Source organism: Pseudomonas sp. TE36184 (genome assembly GCF_054060055.1).
In genome coordinates, this window is the sequence record NZ_JBSSCU010000001.1 from 4,092,109 (window position 1) to 4,114,608 (window position 22,500).

General features: G+C 62.2%; 23 protein-coding genes and 1 pseudogene. 21 read left to right on the forward strand and 3 right to left on the reverse strand.

The window, feature by feature from the left end; genetic code table 11:
- Window positions 1-25 precede the first annotated feature (25 nt).
- The 9 genes from argS to ACVWZP_RS18430 all read left to right on the forward strand — a co-directional run bounded on the left by argS (window position 26) and on the right by ACVWZP_RS18430 (window position 10,526).
- A complete protein-coding gene (argS, locus tag ACVWZP_RS18390) occupies window positions 26-1,762 on the forward strand; it encodes an arginine--tRNA ligase (protein ID WP_057003632.1) in 1,737 nt (578 codons plus the stop codon).
- 1 nt (window position 1,763) lies between these two features.
- Window positions 1,764-2,465 carry an SPOR domain-containing protein gene (locus ACVWZP_RS18395; RefSeq protein ID WP_017849870.1) on the forward strand — a complete coding sequence of 234 codons (702 nt, stop codon included), beginning with the start codon at window positions 1,764-1,766 and terminating at the stop codon, window positions 2,463-2,465.
- A gap of 272 nt (window positions 2,466-2,737) precedes the next feature.
- Complete coding sequence (hslV, locus tag ACVWZP_RS18400; protein ID WP_457369997.1) at window positions 2,738-3,268, forward strand: ATP-dependent protease subunit HslV; 531 nt, start codon at window positions 2,738-2,740, stop codon at window positions 3,266-3,268.
- A gap of 38 nt (window positions 3,269-3,306) precedes the next feature.
- Window positions 3,307-4,644 (forward strand): ATP-dependent protease ATPase subunit HslU, encoded by a 1,338-nt coding sequence (hslU, locus tag ACVWZP_RS18405; RefSeq protein ID WP_046384972.1) that lies wholly within the window; start codon window positions 3,307-3,309, stop codon window positions 4,642-4,644.
- Between the two features lie 146 nt (window positions 4,645-4,790).
- A complete protein-coding gene (locus ACVWZP_RS18410) occupies window positions 4,791-5,168 on the forward strand; it encodes a gamma-butyrobetaine hydroxylase-like domain-containing protein (RefSeq protein ID WP_057003631.1) in 378 nt (125 codons plus the stop codon).
- Window positions 5,169-5,417: 249 nt separating this feature from the next.
- On the forward strand, window positions 5,418-7,097 hold the full coding sequence (phaC, locus tag ACVWZP_RS18415) for a class II poly(R)-hydroxyalkanoic acid synthase (RefSeq protein ID WP_046384973.1): 1,680 nt from the start codon (window positions 5,418-5,420) through the stop codon (window positions 7,095-7,097).
- Window positions 7,098-7,260: 163 nt separating this feature from the next.
- Complete coding sequence (phaZ, locus tag ACVWZP_RS18420) at window positions 7,261-8,106, forward strand: poly(3-hydroxyalkanoate) depolymerase (protein ID WP_017849874.1); 846 nt, start codon at window positions 7,261-7,263, stop codon at window positions 8,104-8,106.
- An 88-nt stretch (window positions 8,107-8,194) separates the two neighbouring features.
- Window positions 8,195-9,877: a class II poly(R)-hydroxyalkanoic acid synthase gene (gene phaC / locus ACVWZP_RS18425; RefSeq protein WP_046384974.1), complete on the forward strand. Its 1,683-nt coding sequence runs from the start codon at window positions 8,195-8,197 to the stop codon at window positions 9,875-9,877.
- A gap of 28 nt (window positions 9,878-9,905) precedes the next feature.
- The gene (locus tag ACVWZP_RS18430; RefSeq protein WP_017849876.1) at window positions 9,906-10,526 is read left to right on the forward strand and encodes a TetR/AcrR family transcriptional regulator; all 621 of its coding nucleotides are present in this window, start codon (window positions 9,906-9,908) and stop codon (window positions 10,524-10,526) included.
- Window positions 10,527-10,639: 113 nt separating this feature from the next.
- Here ACVWZP_RS18430 and ACVWZP_RS18435 read toward each other — a convergent pair whose 3' ends face one another.
- From ACVWZP_RS18435 to ACVWZP_RS18445, 3 genes are all read right to left on the reverse strand, one after another.
- A complete protein-coding gene (locus tag ACVWZP_RS18435) occupies window positions 10,640-11,509 on the reverse strand; it encodes a phasin family protein (protein ID WP_057003629.1) in 870 nt (289 codons plus the stop codon).
- Window positions 11,510-11,521: 12 nt separating this feature from the next.
- The gene (locus tag ACVWZP_RS18440) at window positions 11,522-11,944 is read right to left on the reverse strand and encodes a phasin family protein (RefSeq protein ID WP_046384976.1); all 423 of its coding nucleotides are present in this window, start codon (window positions 11,942-11,944) and stop codon (window positions 11,522-11,524) included.
- A gap of 104 nt (window positions 11,945-12,048) precedes the next feature.
- Window positions 12,049-12,324, reverse strand: a complete 276-nt coding sequence (locus ACVWZP_RS18445) for a polyhydroxyalkanoic acid system family protein (protein WP_017849879.1) — start codon at window positions 12,322-12,324, stop codon at window positions 12,049-12,051.
- A gap of 144 nt (window positions 12,325-12,468) precedes the next feature.
- Here ACVWZP_RS18445 and ubiE point away from each other — a divergent pair, with 144 nt between their 5' ends.
- The 12 genes and pseudogenes from ubiE (at window position 12,469) to ACVWZP_RS18505 (ending at window position 22,499) form a co-directional block, all read left to right on the forward strand.
- The gene (ubiE, locus tag ACVWZP_RS18450) at window positions 12,469-13,239 is read left to right on the forward strand and encodes a bifunctional demethylmenaquinone methyltransferase/2-methoxy-6-polyprenyl-1,4-benzoquinol methylase UbiE (RefSeq protein WP_017849881.1); all 771 of its coding nucleotides are present in this window, start codon (window positions 12,469-12,471) and stop codon (window positions 13,237-13,239) included.
- Window positions 13,239-13,862, forward strand: a complete 624-nt coding sequence (locus tag ACVWZP_RS18455; protein ID WP_177029560.1) for a ubiquinone biosynthesis accessory factor UbiJ — start codon at window positions 13,239-13,241, stop codon at window positions 13,860-13,862. The genes ubiE and ACVWZP_RS18455 overlap by 1 nt, the downstream gene beginning before the upstream one ends.
- Complete coding sequence (ubiB, locus tag ACVWZP_RS18460; RefSeq protein WP_017849883.1) at window positions 13,859-15,463, forward strand: ubiquinone biosynthesis regulatory protein kinase UbiB; 1,605 nt, start codon at window positions 13,859-13,861, stop codon at window positions 15,461-15,463. Before ACVWZP_RS18455 ends, ubiB begins: the two co-directional genes overlap by 4 nt.
- Before the next feature lie 41 nt (window positions 15,464-15,504).
- On the forward strand, window positions 15,505-15,897 hold the full coding sequence (gene hisI / locus ACVWZP_RS18465; RefSeq protein WP_017849884.1) for a phosphoribosyl-AMP cyclohydrolase: 393 nt from the start codon (window positions 15,505-15,507) through the stop codon (window positions 15,895-15,897).
- A 2-nt stretch (window positions 15,898-15,899) separates the two neighbouring features.
- Entirely contained in the window at window positions 15,900-16,232 is a 333-nt protein-coding gene (locus ACVWZP_RS18470) for a phosphoribosyl-ATP diphosphatase (protein WP_017849885.1), read from the forward strand.
- Between the two features lie 25 nt (window positions 16,233-16,257).
- Window positions 16,258-16,536: a twin-arginine translocase TatA/TatE family subunit gene (locus tag ACVWZP_RS18475; protein ID WP_017849886.1), complete on the forward strand. Its 279-nt coding sequence runs from the start codon at window positions 16,258-16,260 to the stop codon at window positions 16,534-16,536.
- 10 nt (window positions 16,537-16,546) lie between these two features.
- Complete coding sequence (tatB, locus tag ACVWZP_RS18480; protein WP_457369998.1) at window positions 16,547-16,957, forward strand: Sec-independent protein translocase protein TatB; 411 nt, start codon at window positions 16,547-16,549, stop codon at window positions 16,955-16,957.
- A complete protein-coding gene (gene tatC, locus ACVWZP_RS18485) occupies window positions 16,954-17,748 on the forward strand; it encodes a twin-arginine translocase subunit TatC (RefSeq protein WP_017849888.1) in 795 nt (264 codons plus the stop codon). Before tatB ends, tatC begins: the two co-directional genes overlap by 4 nt.
- Window positions 17,745-18,452, forward strand: a complete 708-nt coding sequence (locus ACVWZP_RS18490; protein WP_057003627.1) for a 16S rRNA (uracil(1498)-N(3))-methyltransferase — start codon at window positions 17,745-17,747, stop codon at window positions 18,450-18,452. The genes tatC and ACVWZP_RS18490 overlap by 4 nt, the downstream gene beginning before the upstream one ends.
- 80 nt (window positions 18,453-18,532) lie before the next feature.
- Window positions 18,533-19,591 (forward strand): annotated as a pseudogene (locus ACVWZP_RS18495) (methyl-accepting chemotaxis protein); the annotation flags it as partial.
- A gap of 144 nt (window positions 19,592-19,735) precedes the next feature.
- Window positions 19,736-20,449: a methyl-accepting chemotaxis protein gene (locus ACVWZP_RS18500; RefSeq protein ID WP_370737573.1), complete on the forward strand. Its 714-nt coding sequence runs from the start codon at window positions 19,736-19,738 to the stop codon at window positions 20,447-20,449.
- A 142-nt stretch (window positions 20,450-20,591) separates the two neighbouring features.
- Window positions 20,592-22,499 (forward strand): methyl-accepting chemotaxis protein, encoded by a 1,908-nt coding sequence (locus tag ACVWZP_RS18505; protein WP_046384980.1) that lies wholly within the window; start codon window positions 20,592-20,594, stop codon window positions 22,497-22,499.
- Window position 22,500: the final 1 nt, after the last annotated feature.

The window sequence follows — 22,500 nt, forward strand, 5'->3', positions numbered from 1 at the left end:
CCGCTTGCGGTCGAAAGAGAACACCATGAAAGACACCATTCGCCAGCTGATCCAACAAGCCCTCACCCAACTCGTCAACGAAGGTGTGTTGCCTGAAGGCCTGACGCCGGCGATCCAGGTGGAAAACACCCGCGACAAGACCCACGGTGACTTCGCCAGCAACATCGCGATGATGCTGGCCAAGCCGGCCGGCATGAAGCCGCGCGACCTGGCGGAGAAAATCATCGCCGCGCTGCCGGCCGACCCGCAGGTGAGCAAGGCCGAAATCGCCGGCCCGGGCTTTATCAATGTCTTCCAGAACACCGAGGCCCTGGCTTCGCGCCTGGACGCGGCGCTGGCCGATGCCAAAATCGGCGTGCGCAAGGCCGGCCCTGCCGAGCGCGTGGCCATCGACCTGTCGGCGCCCAACCTGGCCAAAGAGATGCACGTCGGCCACCTGCGCTCGACCATCATCGGCGACGGCGTGGCGCGGGTGCTGGAGTTTCTCGGCGACACCGTGATCCGTCAGAACCACGTCGGTGACTGGGGCACCCAGTTCGGCATGCTGATGGCCTACCTGCAGGAAAACCCGATCACCAGCAACGAGCTGTCGGACCTGGAAAACTTCTACCGCGCCGCGAAGAAGCGTTTCGACGAATCCGAAGCGTTCGCCGACCGCGCCCGCGGCCTGGTGGTCAAGCTGCAAGCCGGCGACACGGAATGCCTGGAGCTGTGGTCGCGTTTTCGCGATATCTCGCTGGCCCACTGCCAGCACATCTACGAACTGCTCAACGTCAAGTTGACCATGGCCGACGTCATGGGCGAAAGCGCCTACAACGACGACCTGATCAACGTGGTCAATGACCTCAAGGCCAAAGGCCTGCTGGTAGAAAGCAACGGCGCGCAGTGCGTGTTCCTCGAAGAATTCAAGACCGCCGAGGGCGAGCCGCTGCCGGTGATCATCGTCAAGGCCGATGGCGGCTACCTCTACGCCACCACCGACCTGGCCGCCGTGCGCTACCGCAGCGGCGTGCTCAAGGCGGATCGCGCGTTGTATTTCGTCGACCAGCGCCAGGCCCTGCACTTCCAGCAGGTGTTCGAAGTGGCGCGCCGCGCCGGTTTCGTCACGCACCCGATGCACATGGAACACATGGGCTTCGGCACCATGAACGGCGCCGACGGCCGCCCGTTCAAGACCCGCGACGGCGGCACCGTAAAACTGATCGACCTGCTGAACGAAGCCCAGGAACGTGCCTACAACCTAGTGAAGGAAAAGAACCCGGAGCTGGCGGACGCCGACCTGCGCAACATTGCCCGCGTGGTGGGCATTGGCGCGGTGAAATACGCCGACCTGTCCAAGCACCGCACCAGCGACTACAGCTTCAACTTCGAGCTGATGCTCAACTTCGAAGGCAACACCGCGCCGTACCTGCTGTACGCCTACACCCGCGTGGCCGGGGTGTTCCGCAAGCTGGGCAAGGACTTCAGCGAAGTGCAAGGGCAGATCGTATTGCAAGCGCCCCAGGAACAGGAACTGGGCGCCAAGCTGGCGCAATTCGGCGAAGTGCTGAACAGCGTCGGCGAGAAAGGCACGCCGCACATCCTCTGCACCTACCTGTACGAAGTCGCCGGGCTGTTCTCCAGCTTCTACGAGAACTGCCCGATCCTCACCGCCGACGACGAAGCCCACAAGCAGAGTCGCCTGCGCCTCGCCGCACTGGCTGGACGGACCCTCAAGCAAGGCCTGGAACTGTTGGGCCTGGAAACTCTGGAGCGTATGTAAGTTGGCTGCCAAGAAAAAACCTGCACCCAAGCGCGGCGCCAGCCGCTACCAGGCACCGGCGAAGAAGCCCATTCCGGGCTGGTTGTGGATGGCCATCGGCCTCACGGTCGGCGCGTTTATCGTATTCCTGATGAAGCTGGACCCCGGCCAGGGCGATGACGTCAAACGGGTCAAACAGGAGCAGCAAAAAGCCACGAAAATGGCCGAGGCCAACAAGACCGCGCCAAGCCCGACCGCGCCGGTGAAGCCCAAGTACGACTTCTACACCCTGCTGCCGGAATCGGAAGTGATCGTGCCGCCCGACGCCGTGCCGGAGAAAACCCTGCCGACGCCGCAAGTACCGACCACACCGGTCACTCCGGCGGAAGCGGCCAAAATCGACACGGCACGGGCCCAGGCCGCGCTGGCCGGAATCACCCCGCCGCCACCGCCGCCGGTTGCGACCACCAAGGCCGCGCCGGTGACCAAGTTCTTCCTGCAGGCGGGCTCGTTCCCGAAACAGGCGGACGCCGATCGCGTGCGTGCACAGATCATCCTGCTGGGCCAGGCGGTCACGGTGGAGTCCGGCACGGTGAAAGAGGCAACGTGGTATCGCGTGTTGGTGGGCCCGTTCAGCAACCGCGAGCAACTGACCGTGGCGCAGAAACAATTGGCCGGCGCGGGCTTTAGCAACCTGTTGTTACAACAGCGCCAGAGCCGCTGACCTAAAGCCAACACCAATCAAAATGTGGGAGGGGCGGTGCGACGATTCGACTTGCCCCCGATAGCGGTAGATCAGTCAATATTTTCGGCGACTGATACACCGCGATCGGGGGCAAGCCCCCTCCCACATTGGTTTTAGGCGGTTCTCGAAAGGGTGTCAGACCAATAGACACCATTCGTCCGTACCAACCTCCCAAGGTTGAAATCATCCCCGCTACCCCCATATCAGTTCCCACCAGGGCATTTTCGCCCCGCTGCGTGGAGACTCTCCCCTTGACCACCATCGTTTCAGTACGTCGCCACGGCAAAGTCGTCATGGGCGGCGACGGCCAGGTTTCCCTTGGCAATACCGTGATGAAAGGCAACGCGAAGAAAGTGCGTCGCCTGTACCACGGCCAGGTGCTCGCAGGCTTTGCCGGCGCCACCGCAGACGCCTTCACCCTGTTCGAGCGTTTCGAAGGCCTGCTGGAAAAACACCAGGGCCACCTGGTTCGCGCCGCCGTCGAACTCGCCAAAGAATGGCGCACCGACCGCTCCCTCAGCCGCCTCGAAGCCATGCTGGCCGTTGCCAACAAAGACGCGTCGCTGATCATCACCGGTAACGGCGATGTGGTTGAGCCTGAACACGGCCTGATCGCCATGGGCTCCGGCGGTGGCTATGCCCAAGCGGCAGCCAGCGCACTGTTGAAGAAAACCGACCTGTCGGCCCGCGAAATCGTCGAAACCGCCCTGGGTATCGCTGGCGATATCTGCGTGTTCACCAACCACAACTTCACCATTGAGGAGCAGGACCTCGCCGAGTAAGCCGTAGGCTTATTCCCGCTTGAGGACCGCCAAACATTATGTCCATGACTCCCCGCGAAATCGTCCATGAACTCAATCGCCATATCATCGGCCAGGACGATGCCAAGCGCGCCGTTGCCATCGCGCTGCGTAACCGCTGGCGCCGGATGCAACTGCCGGAAGAACTGCGCGTTGAAGTAACGCCCAAGAACATCCTGATGATCGGCCCGACCGGCGTCGGTAAAACCGAAATCGCCCGGCGCCTGGCCAAGTTGGCCAATGCCCCGTTCATCAAGGTCGAAGCGACCAAGTTCACCGAAGTCGGCTACGTGGGCCGCGACGTCGAGTCGATCATTCGTGACCTGGCCGACGCTGCCTTGAAGCTGCTGCGCGAACAGGAAATGACCAAGGTCAGCCACCGCGCCGAAGACGCCGCCGAAGAACGTATCCTCGACGCCCTGCTGCCACCGGCGCGCATGGGTTTCAACGAAGACGCCGCGCCAGCCTCGGACTCCAACACCCGTCAGCTGTTCCGCAAACGCCTGCGTGAAGGCCAGCTGGACGACAAGGAAATCGAGATCGAAGTCGCCGAAATGTCCGGCGTCGACATCTCCGCGCCGCCCGGCATGGAAGAAATGACCAGCCAGCTGCAGAACCTCTTCGCCAACATGGGCAAGGGCAAGAAGAAAAGCCGCAAGCTCAAGGTCAAGGAAGCGCTGAAACTGGTGCGCGACGAAGAAGCCGGGCGCCTGGTGAACGAGGAAGAACTCAAGGCCAAGGCCCTGGAAGCGGTCGAGCAGCATGGCATCGTGTTTATCGATGAGATCGACAAGGTGGCCAAGCGCGGTAACTCCGGTGGCGTCGACGTGTCCCGCGAGGGCGTACAGCGCGACCTGCTGCCGCTGATCGAAGGCTGCACCGTCAATACCAAGCTGGGCATGGTCAAGACCGACCACATCCTGTTTATCGCCTCCGGTGCGTTCCACCTGAGCAAGCCAAGCGACCTGGTGCCGGAGCTGCAAGGCCGCCTGCCGATTCGCGTGGAGCTCAAGGCGCTGACCCCGGGCGACTTCGAACGCATCCTCAGCGAGCCGCATGCCTCGCTCACCGAGCAATACCGCGAGCTGCTGAAAACCGAAGGCCTCGCCATCGAGTTCCTGCCGGACGGCATCAAGCGCCTGGCGGAAATCGCCTGGCAGGTCAACGAGAAGACCGAGAACATCGGCGCCCGTCGCCTGCACACCTTGCTGGAGCGCCTGCTCGAGGAAGTGTCGTTCAGCGCCGGCGACCTGGCCGGTGCGCAGAATGGCGAAGCGATCCAGATCGACGCCGCCTACGTCAACAGCCACTTGGGCGAATTGGCGCAGAACGAAGATCTGTCTCGCTATATCCTGTAAGCCTCACACAGCACTGCTTTGCTTCAATGTGGAGGGGGCTTGCCCCCGATAGCGGTCGGTCAGACAGATGTATGCTGACTGACACACCGCCATCGGGAGCAAGCCCCCTCCCACATTTTGAAGCCGGTTTATTCAGGATCTCATCAATGTCGAAATTTCCTACTGCTGTAAACCTGCACAAAACCTCCAACACCCTCGGCCTCACCTACGGGCCCGACGAGGCCTACCAGTTGCCCGCCGAATTCCTACGGGTACATTCGCCTTCCGCCGAAGTCCAGGGCCACGGCAAACCCATCCTGCAATTCGGCAAGCTCAACGTGCGCTTGAACAAGATCGAACCGGCCGGTCAGTACGCACTGAAATTGATCTTCGACGACGGACACGACAGCGGATTGTTCACCTGGGACTACCTCTACCAACTGGCCGTGCGTCAGGACGCGCTGTGGGCCGATTACCTCGCCGAACTCAAAGCGGCCGGAAAAACCCGCGACCCGGATCAGTCAGTCGTGCGGCTGATGCTCTAGCCCAGGCTTCTTGCGCTTTAGAGGGCATTTTCTAATTCCATCTGCTTGAATGCCCACTCCTGTGGCCAACGATTGGCCCGCTTGCGAAAAAAATTAAACTCGGGTAACCAATGGAACTGGCAAGTTCCCTGCATTTGACGATGCGGTATCAACGGTCACCCGAGTCGCAGTACCTGGCTTGTGTTGTGTATCGAAACGTGGTGCGCAGCGGTACCCGGTACTCGTCTTTCGGACAATGGAGCGTCGTAGATGAGTAACAAGAATAACGATGACTTGAAACGCCAGGCCTCGGAAAACACCTTGGGGCTGAACCCGATCATCGCGTTACGTAAAAAGGACTTATTGGCCTCAGCGAAGATGGTGCTGAGCCAAGCCATCAGACAACCGTTGCACAGCGTCAAGCATGTCGCCCACTTTGGCGTCGAATTGAAAAATGTGATGTTCGGCAAATCCGCGCTGATGCCCGAAAGCGATGACCGTCGCTTTCACGACCCGGCCTGGAGCCAGAACCCACTCTACAAGCGTTACCTGCAAACCTACCTGGCGTGGCGCAAGGAACTGCACGACTGGATCGGTGACAGCAACCTGTCGGAACAGGACATCAGCCGCGGTCACTTCGTGATCAACCTGATGACCGAAGCCATGGCCCCCTCCAACACGGCGGCCAACCCGGCGGCGGTCAAGCGCTTCTTTGAAACCGGCGGCAAAAGCCTGCTCGACGGCCTGTCCCACCTGGCCAAGGACATGGTTCACAACGGCGGCATGCCGAGCCAGGTCAACATGGGCGCGTTTGAGGTCGGCAAGTCCCTGGGCACTAGCGAAGGTTCGGTGGTGTTTCGCAATGACGTGCTGGAGCTGATCCAGTACAAGCCGATCACCGAACAGGTCCACGAACGCCCGCTGCTGGTGGTGCCGCCGCAGATCAACAAATTCTATGTCTTCGACCTGAGCCCGGATAAGAGCCTGGCGCGCTTCTGCCTGCGCAACGGCCAGCAGACGTTTATCGTCAGTTGGCGCAACCCGACCAAGGCCCAGCGCGAGTGGGGCCTGTCGACCTATATCGAGGCGCTCAAGGAAGCGGTCGATGTGGTCACCGCGATTACCGGCAGCCAAGACATCAACATGCTCGGCGCCTGCTCCGGCGGCATCACCTGCACCGCCCTGCTCGGCCACTACGCGGCGCTGGGGGAGAAGAAGGTCAACGCCCTGACCCTGCTGGTGAGCGTACTGGACACCACCCTGGACACCCAGGTGGCGCTGTTCGTCGACGAGCAGACGCTGGAAGCGGCCAAGCGCCACTCCTACCAGGCCGGCGTGCTGGAAGGTCGCGACATGGCCAAGGTGTTTGCCTGGATGCGCCCCAACGACCTGATCTGGAACTACTGGGTCAACAACTACCTGCTGGGCAACGAGCCGCCGGTGTTCGACATCCTGTTCTGGAACAACGACACCACGCGCTTGCCGGCGGCATTCCACGGCGACCTGATCGAACTGTTCAAGAACAACCCGCTGGTGCGCGCCAATGCCCTGGAAGTGTGCGGCACGCCGATCGACCTCAAGCAGGTCACGGCCGATATCTACTCATTGGCCGGCACCAACGACCACATCACGCCGTGGCAGTCCTGCTACAAGTCGGCGCAGCTGTTTGGCGGCAAGGTGGAGTTTGTGTTGTCGAGCAGCGGGCATATCCAGAGCATCCTCAACCCGCCGGGCAACCCCAAGGCGCGCTACCAGACCAGCGACGGCCTGGCGGGCAAGCCGCTGGAATGGCAGGAAAATGCGACCAAGCACACCGACTCGTGGTGGTTGCATTGGCAGGCGTGGCAGGCGGAGCGGGCGGGCAAGTTGAAGAAGGCACCGACGACATTAGGCAATAAAACCTACGCCGCAGCCGAAGCGGCACCGGGTACCTATGTGCATGAACGCTAGAGCACACTTTTTTGGGATTGAAATGAGATCAAATGTGGGAGGGAGCTTGCTCCCGATAGCGGTGTATCAGTCACCAGATCCATTGACTGACCGAACGTCATCGGGAGCAAGCCCCCTCCCACACTGACCTCACTCGGACTGCAATACTTCACAGGGCTTGAGCATGCCGCAACCGTTCATCTTCCGCACCATCGACCTGGATGGCCAGACCATCCGCACGGCGGTACGCCCGGGCAAGTCGCACTTGACGCCACTGCTGATCTTCAACGGCATCGGCGCCAACCTCGAGCTGGTGTTTCCGTTCGTCCAGGCCCTGGACCCGGACCTGGAAGTGATCGCCTTCGATGTGCCGGGCGTGGGCGGCTCGTCGACACCCAAGCGGCCGTATCGCTTTCCCGGCCTGGCCAAGCTCACCGCGCGCATGCTCGATTACCTGGACTACGGCCAGGTGAATGCAGTGGGCGTGTCCTGGGGCGGCGCGTTGGCGCAGCAGTTTGCCTACGACTACCCGGAGCGCTGCAAGAAGCTGATTCTCGCCGCGACCGCCGCCGGTGCGGTGATGGTGCCGGGCAAGCCGAAAGTGCTGTGGCTGATGGCGAGCCCGCGGCGCTATATCCAGCCGTCTCACGTGGTGCGTATTGCACCGATGATTTATGGCGGTTCGTTCCGCCGCGATTCGAACCTGGCCGCCGAACACGCGAGCAAAGTGCGCTCGGCCGGCAAGCTGGGTTACTACTGGCAACTGTTCGCCGGGCTGGGCTGGACCAGCATCCACTGGCTGCACAAGATCCGTCAGCCGACCCTGGTGCTGGCCGGGGACGACGACCCGCTGATCCCGCTGATCAACATGCGGATGCTCGCCTGGCGCATTCCCAACGCACAGCTGCACATCATCGATGATGGCCACCTGTTCCTGATCACTCGCGCCGAAGCCGTGGCGCCGATCATCATGAAATTTCTCGAGGAGGAGCGCCTGCGCGCGGTGATTCATCCCCGTCCGGCGGTGTAAGGACCACACCGCCGCGCAACTTGCCGAGAACCGACTATGGTTCTGAATTGGCGTGCCTGTTGATGACTTGACGAAGGAGTGTTGGCTCATGCGAGAACGACCCGTGACGAACCCGGCGCCCACCCCTGCCGTGTTCATCAATGCGCAAAATGCGATCACCGGCCTGCGCGGCCGGGACTTGCTGTCGACCCTGCGCAGCGTCGCCGCCCACGGCTTGCGCAACCCGGTGCATACCGCTCGTCATGCCCTGGCCCTGGGCGGTCAACTGGGGCGCGTGCTGCTGGGCGAAACCGTGCATGAACCCAACCCCCACGACAGCCGCTTCATCGACCCGACCTGGGCCCTCAACCCGCTGTACCGGCGCAGCCTGCAGGCGTACCTGAGCTGGCAGAAGCAAACCCGCAGCTGGATCGATGACAGCACCCTGAGCGCCGATGACCGCGCCCGCGCGCACTTCGCGTTCACCCTGATCAACGATGCGGTATCGCCCTCCAACACCTTGCTCAACCCGCTGGCCATCAAGGAACTGCTCAACTCCGGCGGTAACAGCGTGGTGCGCGGCGTGAGCAACCTGTTCGAAGACATGCTGCACAACAACGGCCTGCCGCGCCAGGTCAGCAAGCACGCCTTTGAAGTGGGCAAGACCGTCGCCACCACGCCAGGCTCGGTGGTGTTTCGCAATGAGCTGCTGGAGCTGATCCAGTACAAGCCCATGAGCGAAAAGCAGTACGCCAAGCCCCTGTTGATCGTGCCGCCGCAAATCAACAAGTACTACATCTTCGACCTGAGCCCGGCCAACAGCTTCGTGCAGTACGCCCTGAAAAACAGCCTGCAGACCTTCATCGTCAGCTGGCGCAACCCGGATGTGCGCCACCGCGAATGGGGCCTGTCCACCTACGTGGCCGCGCTGGAGGAAGCACTCAACGTCTGCCGCGCAATCACCGGCGCCCGCGAGGTCAACCTGATGGGCGCCTGCGCCGGCGGCCTGACCATCGCCGCGCTGCAAGGCCACCTGCAAGCCAAGCGCCAGTTGCGCCGCGTCGCCAGCGCCAGCTATCTGGTGAGCCTGCTCGACAGCCAGATCGACAGCCCCGCCACCCTGTTCGCCGACGAGCAAACCCTGGAAGCCGCCAAGCGCCGTTCCTACCAGCAGGGCGTGCTGGACGGTCGCGACATGGCCAAGGTATTTGCCTGGATGCGCCCCAACGACCTGATCTGGAACTACTGGATCAACAACTACCTGCTGGGCAAGGAACCGCCGGCCTTTGACATCCTGTACTGGAACAACGACAACACGCGCCTGCCCGCCGCCCTGCATGGCGACCTGCTGGACTTCTTCAAACACAACCCGCTGAGCCGTCCCGGTGGCCTGGAGGTGTGCGGCACGCCCATCGACTTGCAGAAGGTCACGGTGGACAGCTTCAGCGTGGCCGGGATCAACGACCACATCACGCCATGGGACGCGGTGTACCGCTCCACGCAGTTGCTGGGCGGCGAGCGGCGCTTCGTGCTGTCCAACAGCGGGCATATCCAGAGCATCCTCAACCCGCCGGGCAACCCCAAGGCCAACTACGTCGAGAACCTCAAGCTGAGCAGCGACCCACGCGCCTGGTACTACGACGCCAGCCACGTCGAAGGCAGCTGGTGGCCCGAGTGGCTGGCGTGGATTCAGGCGCGCTCGGGCGTACAACGCGAAACCCTCACCGCCCTGGGCAACCAGAATTACCCACCGATGGAAGCAGCGCCAGGCACATACGTGCGGGTCCGCTGAGCTCAACGATCCTATTTAAGAAGACCGGATGAAAACCCGCGACCGTATCCTTGAATGTGCCCTGCTGTTGTTCAACCACAAGGGCGAACCGAACGTGTCGACCATGGAGGTGGCCAATGAAATGGGGATCAGCCCCGGCAATCTCTACTACCACTTCCATGGCAAGGAACCGCTGGTGCTCGGGCTGTTCGAGCGTTTCCAGAGTGAGCTGGCGCCCCTGCTCGACCCACCGCCGGGCGCACAACTGGAGGCCCAGGATTACTGGCTGTTCCTGCACCTGATCGTCGAGCGCATGGCCCATTACCGGTTCCTGTTCCAGGACCTGTCGAACCTGGCGGGGCGCCTGCCGAAACTGGCAAGGGGCATTCGCCACCTGCTCACGGCGCTCAAGCGCACCCTGGCGTCATTACTCGCACGGCTGCAGGCGGCGGGGCAGTTGGTCAGCAGCACCCAGGCGCTGGGCCAGTTGGTGGAGCAGATCACCATGACCCTGCTGTTTTCCCTGGACTACCAACGCATTCTCGACCGTGAAGGCGAGGTGCAGGTGGTGGTCTACCAGATCATGATGCTGGTCGCGCCGCACCTGTTGCCAGCGGCGCGGGAAACCACGGAGCGCCTGGCGCTGCGCTATATGGACGATCCGGGTTAAACGTGTGCCTTACAGGCACTGCGCGAGAACCGTGCGGCAATCGAATGGACTGACCGATCATAAAAGCGCCCGACCTTCACAGGCCGGGCGCTTTTTCAGGTGCCCCGAAAAGATCAGGACTGACTGGATGGCGTCGGGGTTACCGATGCGGCAGTCGGTGCAGGCGCAGCGGTCGGCGCGGCTGCCGAGTTGGCGCTGGAAGCGGCGAGTGCCGCAGGCGCAGGCTTGGCGGCCACGGCCGGCTTCGCTGCTGCGGGCTTTTTCGCGGCTACCGGCTTCTTCGCGGCGGCAGGTTTGGCCGCAGCAGGTTTGGCGGCGACCGCTTTAGCGGCGGGTTTGGCAGCAGGCTTGGCAGCGGCTTTAGCGGCCACTGGTTTAGCGGCTGGCTTGGCCGCAGGTTTGGCCGCTGCAACTTTCGCCGCTGGCTTGGCCGCAGGTTTAGCCACGGCTTTGGCTGGCGCTTTGGCCGCAGGTTTGGCAGCCGGCTTGGCGGCGGCTTTGACCAGTGGCTTGGCGGCCGTTTTCGCAGCCGGTTTGGCGGCAGCGGTTTTAGCGGCAGGCTTGGACGCAGCAGCCTTCACCGGGGTGACTTTGGCACCGGTGAGTTTTTCGATTTGCTTGGTCAGGGTCTCGACCTTGCTGTGCAGTGCTTTCACTTCAGCACGGCTGGGTACGCCCAGTCGCGAAATCGCACTGTTAAGGCGCTTGTCGAAAGTTTCTTCCAACTTGTTCCAAGTCTCGGAAATGCTCGACTTGGCGGAACCGGCGCTGGCCTTGGCCGCATCGACTTTTTTACCCACGGTGCTTTTGGTCAACTTCTCGGCCTTCTCGCCGTCTTTAACCAACGTCTCGAAGAGTTTGCTGCCGTCACTGTCGATCTTCGAGTAAACGCCTAAACCAGCCAGCCAGATCTTGCGGGAATATTCTTCAACTTTCCCGACCCACGAGCTGCCTTCTTTCTGAGTAGTCTTTTTAACAGCCATCCCGATGTCTCCTTAGTGTTTACGCGCGACACGTTCGAGCAATGCCGTCAGCTCTTCGAGCTTAGCAGAGAGTGTCTCCACGTCATGTTTAGACGCAATGCCGATTCGATTCAAGGCACTTGCAACACGAGTGTCAAAAGCTTTTTCAACTTTATCCAGTTGAACTTCAACCCGGCCTTTGACGCTGGAGAGATTACTCTTTACTTGGTCAATCTGACTGTTGGCAGCATCAAGTTGTTCAACGGCAACTTTTTTACCTTTACTTTCAACATGTTGCCCAGTCTTTACCAGCTCTTTGAAGTACGCGCCGCCCTCGTTTCCGACCCTGGCATAGGCACCCAGGCCTGCCAGCCAGATCTTGCGGGCATAGGTTTTAACCTCGTCCAGGGCGTGGCTCGGGGCGTCGATTTTTTTCTTCAGGGTAACTTTGGCCATGGTGCACCTCACGCAAAAAGGGTGGAGGAACGGCCCGCAGAAGTTGAGGGCTTGGGCACAAAGTAGGCAGAAAAATTAGAATCGGCACCCTAACAACAGTCGGATCAGGCCAAGGCTTTATCCAGGGCTTTCTCGATTTCAGTCTTGATGGTGCCACTCATGGCCGACATCAGCAGGCCCAGTTCCACATCGATACGCAACAGATCAGCGGCGACCTGCACCGTGCCTTTAACCCCCGAACGCTTGAGGTTCAACGTATCGCCAGACCACGAAGGCTCCAGGCCATATTGATCCTGGAGTTTCTGTGCCAGCTTCTCGGCCTTCGCCCGTGCGCCTTCTTTACCCAGGGTGTGTGCACGTTCAACAGTGATACGGGCCATTGCAACGACTCCTCTTTATAACGACTTGAACACCTGCCATGCGGCAAAAGGTCTCGGTGAGCACCTATCTTACCTTCAGCCTTGCCAAGACAAAGCAGGCCTTGGGGATTATCATGTCCCGCATTCTCTTTTGGTGACAGCGATATGACTGATCAGCGCAAAGGCAGCGATGCCGAACCCACCACTCACTTCGGCTTCAAGAACGTCCCGGAAAGCCAGAAAGCGCAGAAAGTCGCTGAAGTGTTCCACTCCGTTGCGGCCAAGTACGACCTGATGAACGACGTGCTGTCCGGCGGCATGCACCGCCTGTGGAAGCGCTTCACCATCGAACTGTCAGGCGTGCGTACCGGCAACCGCGTGCTGGACATCGCCGGCGGCACGGGCGACTTGGCGGCCAAGTTCTCCAAGCTGGTCGGCCCGACCGGCCAAGTGGTGCTGGCGGATATCAACGGCTCGATGCTCAAGGTCGGCCGCGATCGCCTGCTCGACAAAGGCGTGGCCGGCAATATCGAATTCGTCCAGGCCGATGCGGAAAAGCTGCCGTTCCCCGACAACCATTTCGACTGCGTGACCATCGCCTTCGGCCTGCGCAACGTGACCCACAAGGAAGACGCGATCCGCTCGATGCTGCGCGTGCTCAAGCCCGGCGGCCGGCTGTTGGTGCTGGAGTTCTCCAAGCCGACCAACGCGCTGATGTCCAAGGTCTACGACACCTACTCGTTCGCCTTCATGCCGTTGATGGGCAAGCTGATCACCAACGACGCCGAGAGCTATCGCTACCTGGCCGAATCGATCCGCATGCACCCCGACCAGGAAACCCTGAAGTCGATGATGGTGGACGCCGGTTTCGACCGCGTGACCTACCACAACATGACCTCGGGCATCGTCGCCCTGCACCGCGGCATCAAGCCCTGATGCTGTTCCAAGGCCTGCTCGCCAGCGTCGAACACGGCGTCAACCGCGTGCTGCGCCTGGACAGCACCGCCCTGGCGCGGCTGACGCACTTGAACGGCAAGATCATCGCCGTCGACTGCACGAGCCCCGCCTTGCAGCTGTTTATCCTGCCCAGCGACGAAGGCCTGTTGCTCGCGACCCATTGGGCCGCCGAGGCCGACTGCACCCTGCGTGCGCCGGCCTCGAGCCTGTTGCACCTGGCGCTGAGCCGCAACAAGACCGCCATCCTCCACGGCCCCGAAGTGGCGCTGGAAGGCGACAGCGCGGTGCTGATGGACCTGGCCGCCGTGCTGCAGGACCTGGAACTGGACTGGGAATACGAACTGTCGCGCTGGATCGGCCCCGTGCCCACCCAGTTGATCAGCGGCCACCTGCGCAGTCGCACGCGCTGGTACCAGCAGGGGTTCGCCAGCCTCAACCAGAACCTCGCCGAATACCTGAGCGAAGAATCGCGCACCCTGGTCGGACAACGGGAGGCGCAAGCGCGCTTTCGTGAACTCGACAAGGCCAAAATCGACCTGGAACGCCTTGAGGCCCGCTTCGAGCGCCTGAGCCGTTCCCTTGATCCAAGCGATAACGCATGAAGCTGCTCGCCGTCCGCCGTTTGTTCCGTATCCAGCGCGTCGTAATCCGCTACCGCCTCGATGACCTGCTGTTCGCCCTGCCGTTGCCGTGGTTCCTGCTTGCCGTGCGCTATGTGTTGCCGTGGCGCTGGTTCCCGCGCAAGCCGCTGGACCTGAGCCGTGGCGCGCGCCTGCGCCTGGCCTTGCAGGATCTGGGGCCGATCTTTATCAAGTTCGGGCAGATCCTCTCGACCCGTCGCGACCTGCTGCCCGAAGACATCGCCGACGAACTGATGCTGCTACAGGACCGCGTGCCGCCGTTCGATTCGCAGCAGTCGATGAAGCTGATCGAAGAGCAGTTGGGCCGCAAGATCAGCGACGTGTTCAGCCGTTTCGACGTCGAGCCCCTGGCCTCGGCCTCGGTGGCGCAAGTGCATGCGGCGCAGCTCAAGACCGGCGAAGAAGTGGTGGTGAAGGTGATTCGCCCGGGCCTCAAGCCGATCATCGGCCAAGACCTGGCGTGGCTGTTCATTCTCGCCCGCGCCGCCGAACGCTTCTCCGCCGACGCGCGCCTGTTGCACCCGGTGGACGTGGTCGCCGACTACGAAAAAACCATCTACGACGAACTCGACCTGCTGCGCGAAGCGGCCAACGCCAGCCAGCTCAAGCGCAACTTTGAAGGCTCACCGCTGCTGTATGTGCCGCAAGTGTATTGGGACTGGTGCCGCCCTAAAGTGTTGGTGATGGAGCGCATCTACGGCGTGCAGGTCACCGACCTCGCGACCCTGGCCGACCAGCGCACCAACATGAAAATGCTCGCCGAGCGCGGCGTGGAGATCTTCTTCACCCAGGTGTTCCGCGACAGTTTCTTCCATGCCGACATGCACCCCGGCAATATCTTCGTCAGCACCCTCAACCCGTGGAGCCCGCAGTACATTGCGATCGACTGCGGCATCGTCGGCAGCCTGACCCCGGAAGACCAGGACTACCTGGCGCGCAACCTGTTCGCCTTCTTCAAGCGCGATTACCGCCGCGTGGCGCAGTTGCACATCGATTCGGGTTGGGTGCCGGCGGAAACCAAGCTCAACGAATTCGAAGCGGCGATCCGCACCGTGTGCGAGCCGATCTTCGAAAAACCGTTGAAAGACATTTCCTTCGGCCAGGTGCTGATGCGCCTGTTCCAGACCGCGCGGCGCTTCAATATGGAAGTGCAGCCGCAGTTGGTGTTGCTGCAGAAAACCCTGCTGAACATTGAAGGCCTGGGCCGCCAGCTGTACCCCGACCTCGACCTGTGGAACACCGCCCAGCCGTTCCTCGAACGCTGGATGCGCGAGCGGGTCAGCCCGAAAACCCTGCTGGGCAACCTGCAGAGCCAGGTGGAGCAACTGCCGCACCTGGCCAACATGACCCGCGACCTGCTGGAACGCATGTCCCAGCCCCACGCCAAAGACCCGACGCCGCCGTGGCACACGCGCAAGGACGACTGGTTCCTGCGCCTGCTGGGCGCCGCGCATCTGGTCGGCGGGGTGATGCTGGCCATCGGCGGGCCGCTGAATCAACTGGGCCACTGGCCGGCCGGCATCATGGTCGCCGTGGGTGTTTATCTGATCGTGCGTCGGTAGCCAATCCGGTTATACACTGTCGCAAATTGCCGGAGCCGAAGATGAAAGACTGGCTGGATGAGATCAAGTGGGACAGTGACGGCCTGGTGCCGGCCATTGCCCAGGACTACAAGACCGGGCGCGTGCTGATGATGGCCTGGATGAACCGCGAGGCCCTGAGCCTCACCGCCGCTGAGCAGCGCGCCATTTACTGGTCACGTTCGCGTGGCAAACTGTGGCGCAAGGGCGAAGAGTCCGGGCACGTGCAAACCCTGCACGAGATACGCCTGGACTGCGACGCCGACGTGGTGATCCTCAAGGTCGAGCAGATCGGCGGCATCGCCTGCCACACCGGCCGCCACAGCTGCTTCTATCGCGTGTTCGAGAACGGCGAGTGGAAGGTTGTGGAGCCGGTACTCAAAGACCCGCACGCCATTTACTCGGCAGGACACTGAACATGAGCGATACCCTGAACCGTGTGGCCCAGGTGCTGGAAGAGCGCAAAGGCGCGGATGCCGAAAGCTCCTACGTCGCCAGCCTGTACCACAAGGGCCTGAACAAGATCCTGGAAAAACTCGGCGAAGAATCCGTCGAGACCATCATCGCCGCCAAGGATGCCGAGATCAGCGGCGACTGCAGCGATGTGATCTACGAAACCGCCGACCTATGGTTCCACAGCCTGGTCATGCTCGCCCAACTGGGGCAGCATCCGCAGGCCGTGCTGGATGAACTGGACCGTCGCTTCGGCTTGTCCGGGCATGCCGAAAAGGCCTCGCGCCCGTCCGCCTGAATAACTTTTACAGAGGAATTGCAGCATGGGCATTTTTGACTGGAAACATTGGATCGTCATCTTGGTGGTGGTCGTTCTGGTATTTGGCACCAAGAAACTGAAAAACCTCGGCACCGACGTGGGCGAGTCGATCAAGGGCTTTCGCAAGGCCATGAACGACGACGAAAAACCCGCCGAACCCGCCGCCAACCCGGTGCCGCCGGCCCAACCGGTCCACCCGCAGGCGACCCAGCCGATCACCGAGCGTCGCACCTTCGACGTGCAGGCTGAAAAAGTCGAAGAGCCGATCCGCAAAGACTCGTGAGCACTGACTAATGTTTGGTATCAGCTTCTCTGAACTGCTGCTCGTCGGCCTCGTGGCCTTGCTGGTACTCGGGCCGGAACGCCTGCCCGGTGCCGCGCGCACGGCCGGTTTGTGGATCGGGCGTCTGAAACGCAGTTTCAACGCCATCAAACAGGAAGTTGAACGGGAAATCGGCGCCGACGAAATCCGCCGCCAACTGCACAACGAACACATCCTGTCGTTGGAGCAGGAGGCGCGCAATATTCTGACGCCGGTGCAGGAGCAGGCCAAGCCGGTGACACCGGTGGCCGAACACAGCATTGCGCCCACGCCCGTTGTTGAAGCAGCGCCCACTACCCCGACCGCTCCAACCGAGCCAGCGCCGACGCCAACCGCGCCGCCCGCTCCCCATGACCCTACATTGCCGCCGCGAGCCCCATGAGCGCTGATAAACCGGAAAACGACCAGCACATGCCACTGGTCTCGCACCTCACCGAGCTGCGTACCCGCCTGCTGCGTTGCGTGGCGGCGATCTTCGTGATCTTTGCCGGGCTGTTCGCCTTTACCCAGCAGATCTACACCTTCGTCTCCACGCCACTGCGCCATTACCTGCCGGCCGGCGCGACGATGATCGCCACCGACGTGTCGTCGCCGTTCCTGACGCCGTTGAAGCTGACCATGATGGTCTCGCTGTTCCTGGCGATCCCGGTGATCCTGCACCAGATCTGGGGCTTCATCGCCCCCGGCCTGTACAAGCATGAGAAGCGCATCGCGGTGCCGTTGCTGGTGTCGAGCATCCTGCTGTTCTACACCGGCATGGCGTTCGCTTACTTCCTGGTGTTCCCGCTGATCTTCAAGTTCTTCGCCGCCGCCACCCCGGCCGGCGTGGAGATGATGACCGACATCACCAGCTACCTCGACTTCGTGATGACGCTGTTCTTCGCCTTCGGCGTGGCCTTCGAAATTCCGGTGGCCGTGGTGTTGCTGGTATGGATCGGCGTGGTCAACGTGCAGTACCTGAAGAAGATCCGTCCCTACGTGGTCATCGGCTGCTTCGTGGTCGGCATGATCCTGACCCCGCCGGACATTTTCTCCCAGACCCTGCTGGCCGTGCCGATGTGGATGCTGTTCGAGATCGGCATCCTGTTCAGCAGCCTGATCACCAAGCGTGGCGAACACCCCGACGACCAAGCCGCCGACGACAACGACCAGCCGCCAGCGACCCAGCCGTGAACCTGTTGCTGCTTGAAGAGGCCGACTTTATCGCGGCCGACCGGGTGGTCCTGCGTGACCGGCGCCTGGTGCATATGCAGGACGTCCACCGCGCGACGGTGGGCGACAACCTGCGGGTCGGGCGTATCGGCGGGCTGATGGGCAATGCCCAAGTGCTGCGCCTGGAAGCCCACGAAGCCGAGCTGCAAGTGGCCTTCGACCTGCCGCCGCCGGCCAAACTGCCGCTGACCCTGCTGCTGGCCCTGCCACGCCCGAAAATGCTGCGCCGGGTGCTGCAGACCGTCGCCGCCATGGGCGTGCCGAAGGTGGTGCTGGTCAACAGCTACCGCGTGGAAAAGAGCTTCTGGCAAACCCCCTTCCTGGAGCCCGAGGCGATCCGCGAGCAATTGATCCTCGGCCTGGAACAGGCGCGCGACACAGTGCTACCGGAAATCGTCATCGAAAAACGCTTCAAGCCCTTCGTCGAAGACCGCCTGCCCGCCATGACCGCAGGCACCCTCGGCCTGATCGGCCATCCCGGCGATTACCCGCCGTGCCCGCGCGGTCTGGACGAGCCGGTAACCCTGGCCATCGGCCCGGAAGGCGGCTGGATACCCTACGAGGTCGACCTGCTGAGCAAGGCCGGCTTGCAACCGGTGCAACTGGGTGCGCGCATCCTGCGCGTGGAAACCGCCGTCACCGCCCTGCTCGCCCGGCTGTTCTAGCCACCCATCCCTACAGATTCCTGCTGCGCTGCCGATAACCTTCGAATAAGTCCAAGCCTTGTTCCACGGGAGTTCGCAGCATGCATCGTTGGTTAGCCGAAAAGCTGGGGAATGTCAGCGTCAACCACAAACTGGGCGTAGGCTTTGGCCTGGTGTTGCTCCTCACCTTGTTGATCACCTTCACCGGCTGGACCGGCCTGGGCGATGTGGCCAGCCGCGGCAACAAACTGGGGTATATCTCCAGCCTCAATGTCTTGACCAAAGACCTGCGTATCGCCCGCCTGGACTATGAAATGCGCCGTGGCGAACAAGGCACGGCGGCCGTCAGCGAGCTGCTGAACCGCCTGGACAGCGGCATGAAAACCGCCCGCACGCTGATCGAACAACCTGCCGACATCGCCCTGATCGATGAGCAATTGGCCGCCGTGGAGCAATACAAGCGCGCATTCAGCGATATGGCGCAAGCCGGGGCCAACCGTGAGGATGCGCGCAGCAAGCTGGGCAATACCGCCGACAATGCGGTGCTCAAGGTGACTGAAGTCGAGAAGTCCCTGCTGCAAAGCGACAGCGTCACCCAGTTCAATAGCGTGGTCGACCTGAGCAAGCTGATCCAGCAAGCGCGCTTCCAGGTCCGCGGTTACACCTACAGCGGCAAGGTCGAGGCTGAGCAACCCGCGCTCGACGCCATCGACAACGCGCTGAAGAAGATCACTGAACTGCAAGGCTCATTGCAGGAGCAATACCAGGCCAACCTGCAGCAGGCCAGTGTCTCGCTGCAAGCCTATCGCGCCGCCGTCAGCCAGTTCCGCGATTCCCAGGTGGCCACCGCCGTCGCACTCAAAACCATGAGCGCGCAAGGCGATGTCCTGCTGAACCGCAGCGATAAACTGACGATTTCCCAGACCGCTGTGCGCGACACCGATGCCGCCCAGGCCAAGTACCTGCTCCTGCTGGCCACCGTGCTGGCATTGATCTTTGGCCTGGTGGCCGCCTGGGCGATCACGCGCCAGATCGTCATCCCGCTGAATCAGACCCTCAAAGTGGCCGAGCGTGTTGCCTCCGGCGACCTGAGCCACGACCTGACGTCCACGCGCCAGGACGAACTGGGCCAACTGCAACGCGCCATGCAAAGCATGACCGTAGGCCTGCGCGAATTGATCGGCGGCATCAGCGACGGCGTCACCCAGATCGCCAGCGCCGCCGAGCAATTGTCGTCGGTCACCGAGCAGACCAGCGCCGGGGTCAACAATCAGAAAATCGAGACCGACCAAGTCGCCACGGCCATGAATGAAATGGCCGCGACCGTGCAGGAAGTTGCGCGCAACGCCGAGGAAGCGTCCGAAGCCGCCGTGGCAGCGGACCAGCAGGCCCGCGAAGGCGACAAGGTGGTCGGTGAAGCCATCGCCCAGATCGAACGCCTGGCCACCGAAGTCGGCAACTCCACCGAGGCCATGGGCCATCTCAAGCGCGAAAGCGACAAGATCGGCAGCGTGCTCGACGTGATCAAGTCGGTGGCCCAGCAAACCAACCTGCTGGCGCTGAACGCCGCGATTGAAGCAGCGCGTGCCGGTGAAGCCGGGCGCGGCTTCGCGGTGGTGGCCGATGAAGTGCGCAGCCTGGCCCAGCGCACGCAAAAATCCACGGAAGAGATCGAAGAGCTGATCGTCGGCCTGCAAACGGGCACCCAGCAAGTGGCGACCATCATGGACAACAGCCGTGGGCTGACCGACAGCAGCGTCGAATTGACGCGCCGCGCCGGCAGCGCCCTGGCGAACATCACCCGTACCGTATCGACGATCCAGGCGATGAACTCGCAGATCGCCACCGCCGCCGAGCAACAAAGCGCCGTGGCCGAAGAGATCAACCGCAGCGTGCTGAATGTGCGCGATGTGTCAGAACAGACGTCCTCGGCCAGTGAAGAGACCGCCGCTTCCAGCGCCGAACTGGCGCGCCTGGGCATCTACCTGCAAACCCTGGTCGGACGTTTCCGCATCTGACCGGGCTGGGCGGCGACCCATCCGGGTCGCCGCACTTCAGCATCTTGTGAAATTTCCTACACGCTTATCAGCCCGCCCTCACCCCAAATCGTTTTAGCGTTTGCCTTGTTGCGCAGCGCTTTTTCAGATTTGGAGGTTCATCATGTTTCCTCGGCTGACCCGCTTGCTGGTCAACGCCAGCGTCCGACTCAAACTCGCCCTGGGTTTTGGCCAGGTGCTGGTCCTCAGTTTCATCATCGCCATGACAGGCTGGCAGGCCTTGAATGCCGCACTGTTCCGCTCCAGCAACCTGACGGTGCTGGGCCAACTGGCCGCCGACGCGGAGGCCATGCGCGCCGACCGCATCGTGTACCGAACGCTCACCGACACGGCCAGCCTGGGTAAAATGACGCGGCAGATCGAAAAAATCGACCAGCACCTCGACTACCTGTCAAAACACATGAAAGACCCGACCGACCTGCAACGTCTCGAGGAAGCTGAACGCCTGGTGGCCGCCTTCAAAGCGGTGCTGGTGGAATTGCCGCCGTTGATCGAACAGCGGGAAAACGCCCGGCCGCCGCTGCAAAAAGCCGCCCTGCAAGCCAGCGACACCCTCGCGCAACTGGCCAGCGAACTGCCTGACCAGCAAGACCAGCAGGCGCTCGACGCCATCGAAGATCTGCGCCAGGCCATGGAACAGGCCGAAGATCGCGCGCGCAGCCCCGCCTGGGCCGCCGAGTCGTTGCAGGCCTATGCCGAAGCGGTGGGCAAGGCCCTCGACGCCCTGGACGTCGCTCAAGTCGCCGTCACCAGCCTGCCCGTGGACGCCACCCTGCTCAAAACCGACCTCGCGCAATACCGTGCGCTGCTGACCACGCTCAAGCAGGCACAACTCGACACCGAGACCGTGCAAAACCGCTTTGAACAACAACTCAATCAGTTGCTGGCGCAAAGCGATCTGGTCAGCCAGGGCCAGGCGTTCAAACGCGACCGGGAAGCGCAGCACACCCGAACCCTGCTGATCAGCGTCACCCTTGCCGCCCTGCTGCTGGGGGCCTTGGCGGCCTGGTGGATCGCCCGGCAAATCGCCGTGCCGTTGCGCGAGGCCTTGGCCGTCGCCAACCGCATTGCCGCGGGCGACTTAAGCGAAAACCCCGCCGTGGAGCGCCGCGATGAACTGGGCCAGTTGCAGCAGAGCATGGCGCAGATGATCCGCAACCTGCGTGGCCTGATCAGCGGCATCGGCGACAGCGCCCGGCAAATCGCCAGCGCGGCTATGCAGCTATCCACCGTCACCGAGCAAACCCGCGCCGGGGTCAACAACCAAAAGGACGAAACCGACCAGGTGGCCACGGCCATGAATGAAATGCTCGCCACCGCCCAGGAGGTCGCCCGGCATGCCGAGCAAGCGTCGATCGCGGCGAGCGAAGCCGACCAACAGACCCACCTCGGCGACAAAGTGGTTGCGCAGGCGGTGGAGCAGATCGGCCACCTGGCCAGTGAAATGGCGCTGTCCAGCCGGGCGATGCTGGCGTTGCAGCAGGAGAGCCAACAGATCGGCAGCGTGCTCGACGTGATCAAGTCAGTCTCCCAGCAGACCAACCTGCTGGCCTTGAACGCCGCCATCGAAGCGGCGCGCGCGGGCAGTGCCGGGGAAGGTTTCGCGGTGGTCGCCGATGAAGTGCGCAGCCTGGCCCTACGCACGCAGGAATCGGCCGAGGAAATTGAAGGACTGATCTTGCGTCTGCATACCGGCACCCAGCAGGTGGCGGACATCATGGACAGCAGTCGCAGCCTGACGGACAACAGCGTCAGCCTGACCCGCGACGCCGGCGACGCCCTGGCGGCCATTGCGCGCACGGTGTCGGTCATCCAGGAAATGAACCCGCAGATTGCCGCCGCCGCCGAGGAACAAAGCGCGGTGGCCGAGGAGATCAATCGCAGTGTGTTGAAGGTGCGCGATGTGTCCGAGCAAACCGCCGCCGCCAGTGAAGAAACGGCGGCGGCGAGCGCTCAGTTGAGCCAGTTGAGCCTGGATTTGCAGACACTGGTCGGCAAGTTCAGGCTCTGAG

Coding starts and splice junctions, on each gene's coding strand:
- hslU (WP_046384972.1), top strand. CDS start 3,307: ATGTCCATGACTCCCCGCGAAATCGTCCATGAACTCAATCGCCATATC.
- ACVWZP_RS18500 (WP_370737573.1), top strand. CDS start 19,736: ATGAATGAAATGGCCGCGACCGTGCAGGAAGTTGCGCGCAACGCCGAG.
- ACVWZP_RS18440 (WP_046384976.1), bottom strand. CDS start 11,944: ATGGCCAAAGTTACCCTGAAGAAAAAAATCGACGCCCCGAGCCACGCC.
- phaC (WP_046384974.1), top strand. CDS start 8,195: ATGCGAGAACGACCCGTGACGAACCCGGCGCCCACCCCTGCCGTGTTC.
- ACVWZP_RS18430 (WP_017849876.1), top strand. CDS start 9,906: ATGAAAACCCGCGACCGTATCCTTGAATGTGCCCTGCTGTTGTTCAAC.
- ACVWZP_RS18455 (WP_177029560.1), top strand. CDS start 13,239: ATGCTGTTCCAAGGCCTGCTCGCCAGCGTCGAACACGGCGTCAACCGC.
- ACVWZP_RS18410 (WP_057003631.1), top strand. CDS start 4,791: ATGTCGAAATTTCCTACTGCTGTAAACCTGCACAAAACCTCCAACACC.
- tatC (WP_017849888.1), top strand. CDS start 16,954: ATGAGCGCTGATAAACCGGAAAACGACCAGCACATGCCACTGGTCTCG.
- ubiE (WP_017849881.1), top strand. CDS start 12,469: ATGACTGATCAGCGCAAAGGCAGCGATGCCGAACCCACCACTCACTTC.
- ubiB (WP_017849883.1), top strand. CDS start 13,859: ATGAAGCTGCTCGCCGTCCGCCGTTTGTTCCGTATCCAGCGCGTCGTA.
- argS (WP_057003632.1), top strand. CDS start 26: ATGAAAGACACCATTCGCCAGCTGATCCAACAAGCCCTCACCCAACTC.
- phaZ (WP_017849874.1), top strand. CDS start 7,261: ATGCCGCAACCGTTCATCTTCCGCACCATCGACCTGGATGGCCAGACC.
- ACVWZP_RS18505 (WP_046384980.1), top strand. CDS start 20,592: ATGTTTCCTCGGCTGACCCGCTTGCTGGTCAACGCCAGCGTCCGACTC.
- hisI (WP_017849884.1), top strand. CDS start 15,505: ATGAAAGACTGGCTGGATGAGATCAAGTGGGACAGTGACGGCCTGGTG.
- tatB (WP_457369998.1), top strand. CDS start 16,547: ATGTTTGGTATCAGCTTCTCTGAACTGCTGCTCGTCGGCCTCGTGGCC.
- ACVWZP_RS18445 (WP_017849879.1), bottom strand. CDS start 12,324: ATGGCCCGTATCACTGTTGAACGTGCACACACCCTGGGTAAAGAAGGC.
- phaC (WP_046384973.1), top strand. CDS start 5,418: ATGAGTAACAAGAATAACGATGACTTGAAACGCCAGGCCTCGGAAAAC.
- ACVWZP_RS18475 (WP_017849886.1), top strand. CDS start 16,258: ATGGGCATTTTTGACTGGAAACATTGGATCGTCATCTTGGTGGTGGTC.
- ACVWZP_RS18470 (WP_017849885.1), top strand. CDS start 15,900: ATGAGCGATACCCTGAACCGTGTGGCCCAGGTGCTGGAAGAGCGCAAA.
- ACVWZP_RS18435 (WP_057003629.1), bottom strand. CDS start 11,509: ATGGCTGTTAAAAAGACTACTCAGAAAGAAGGCAGCTCGTGGGTCGGG.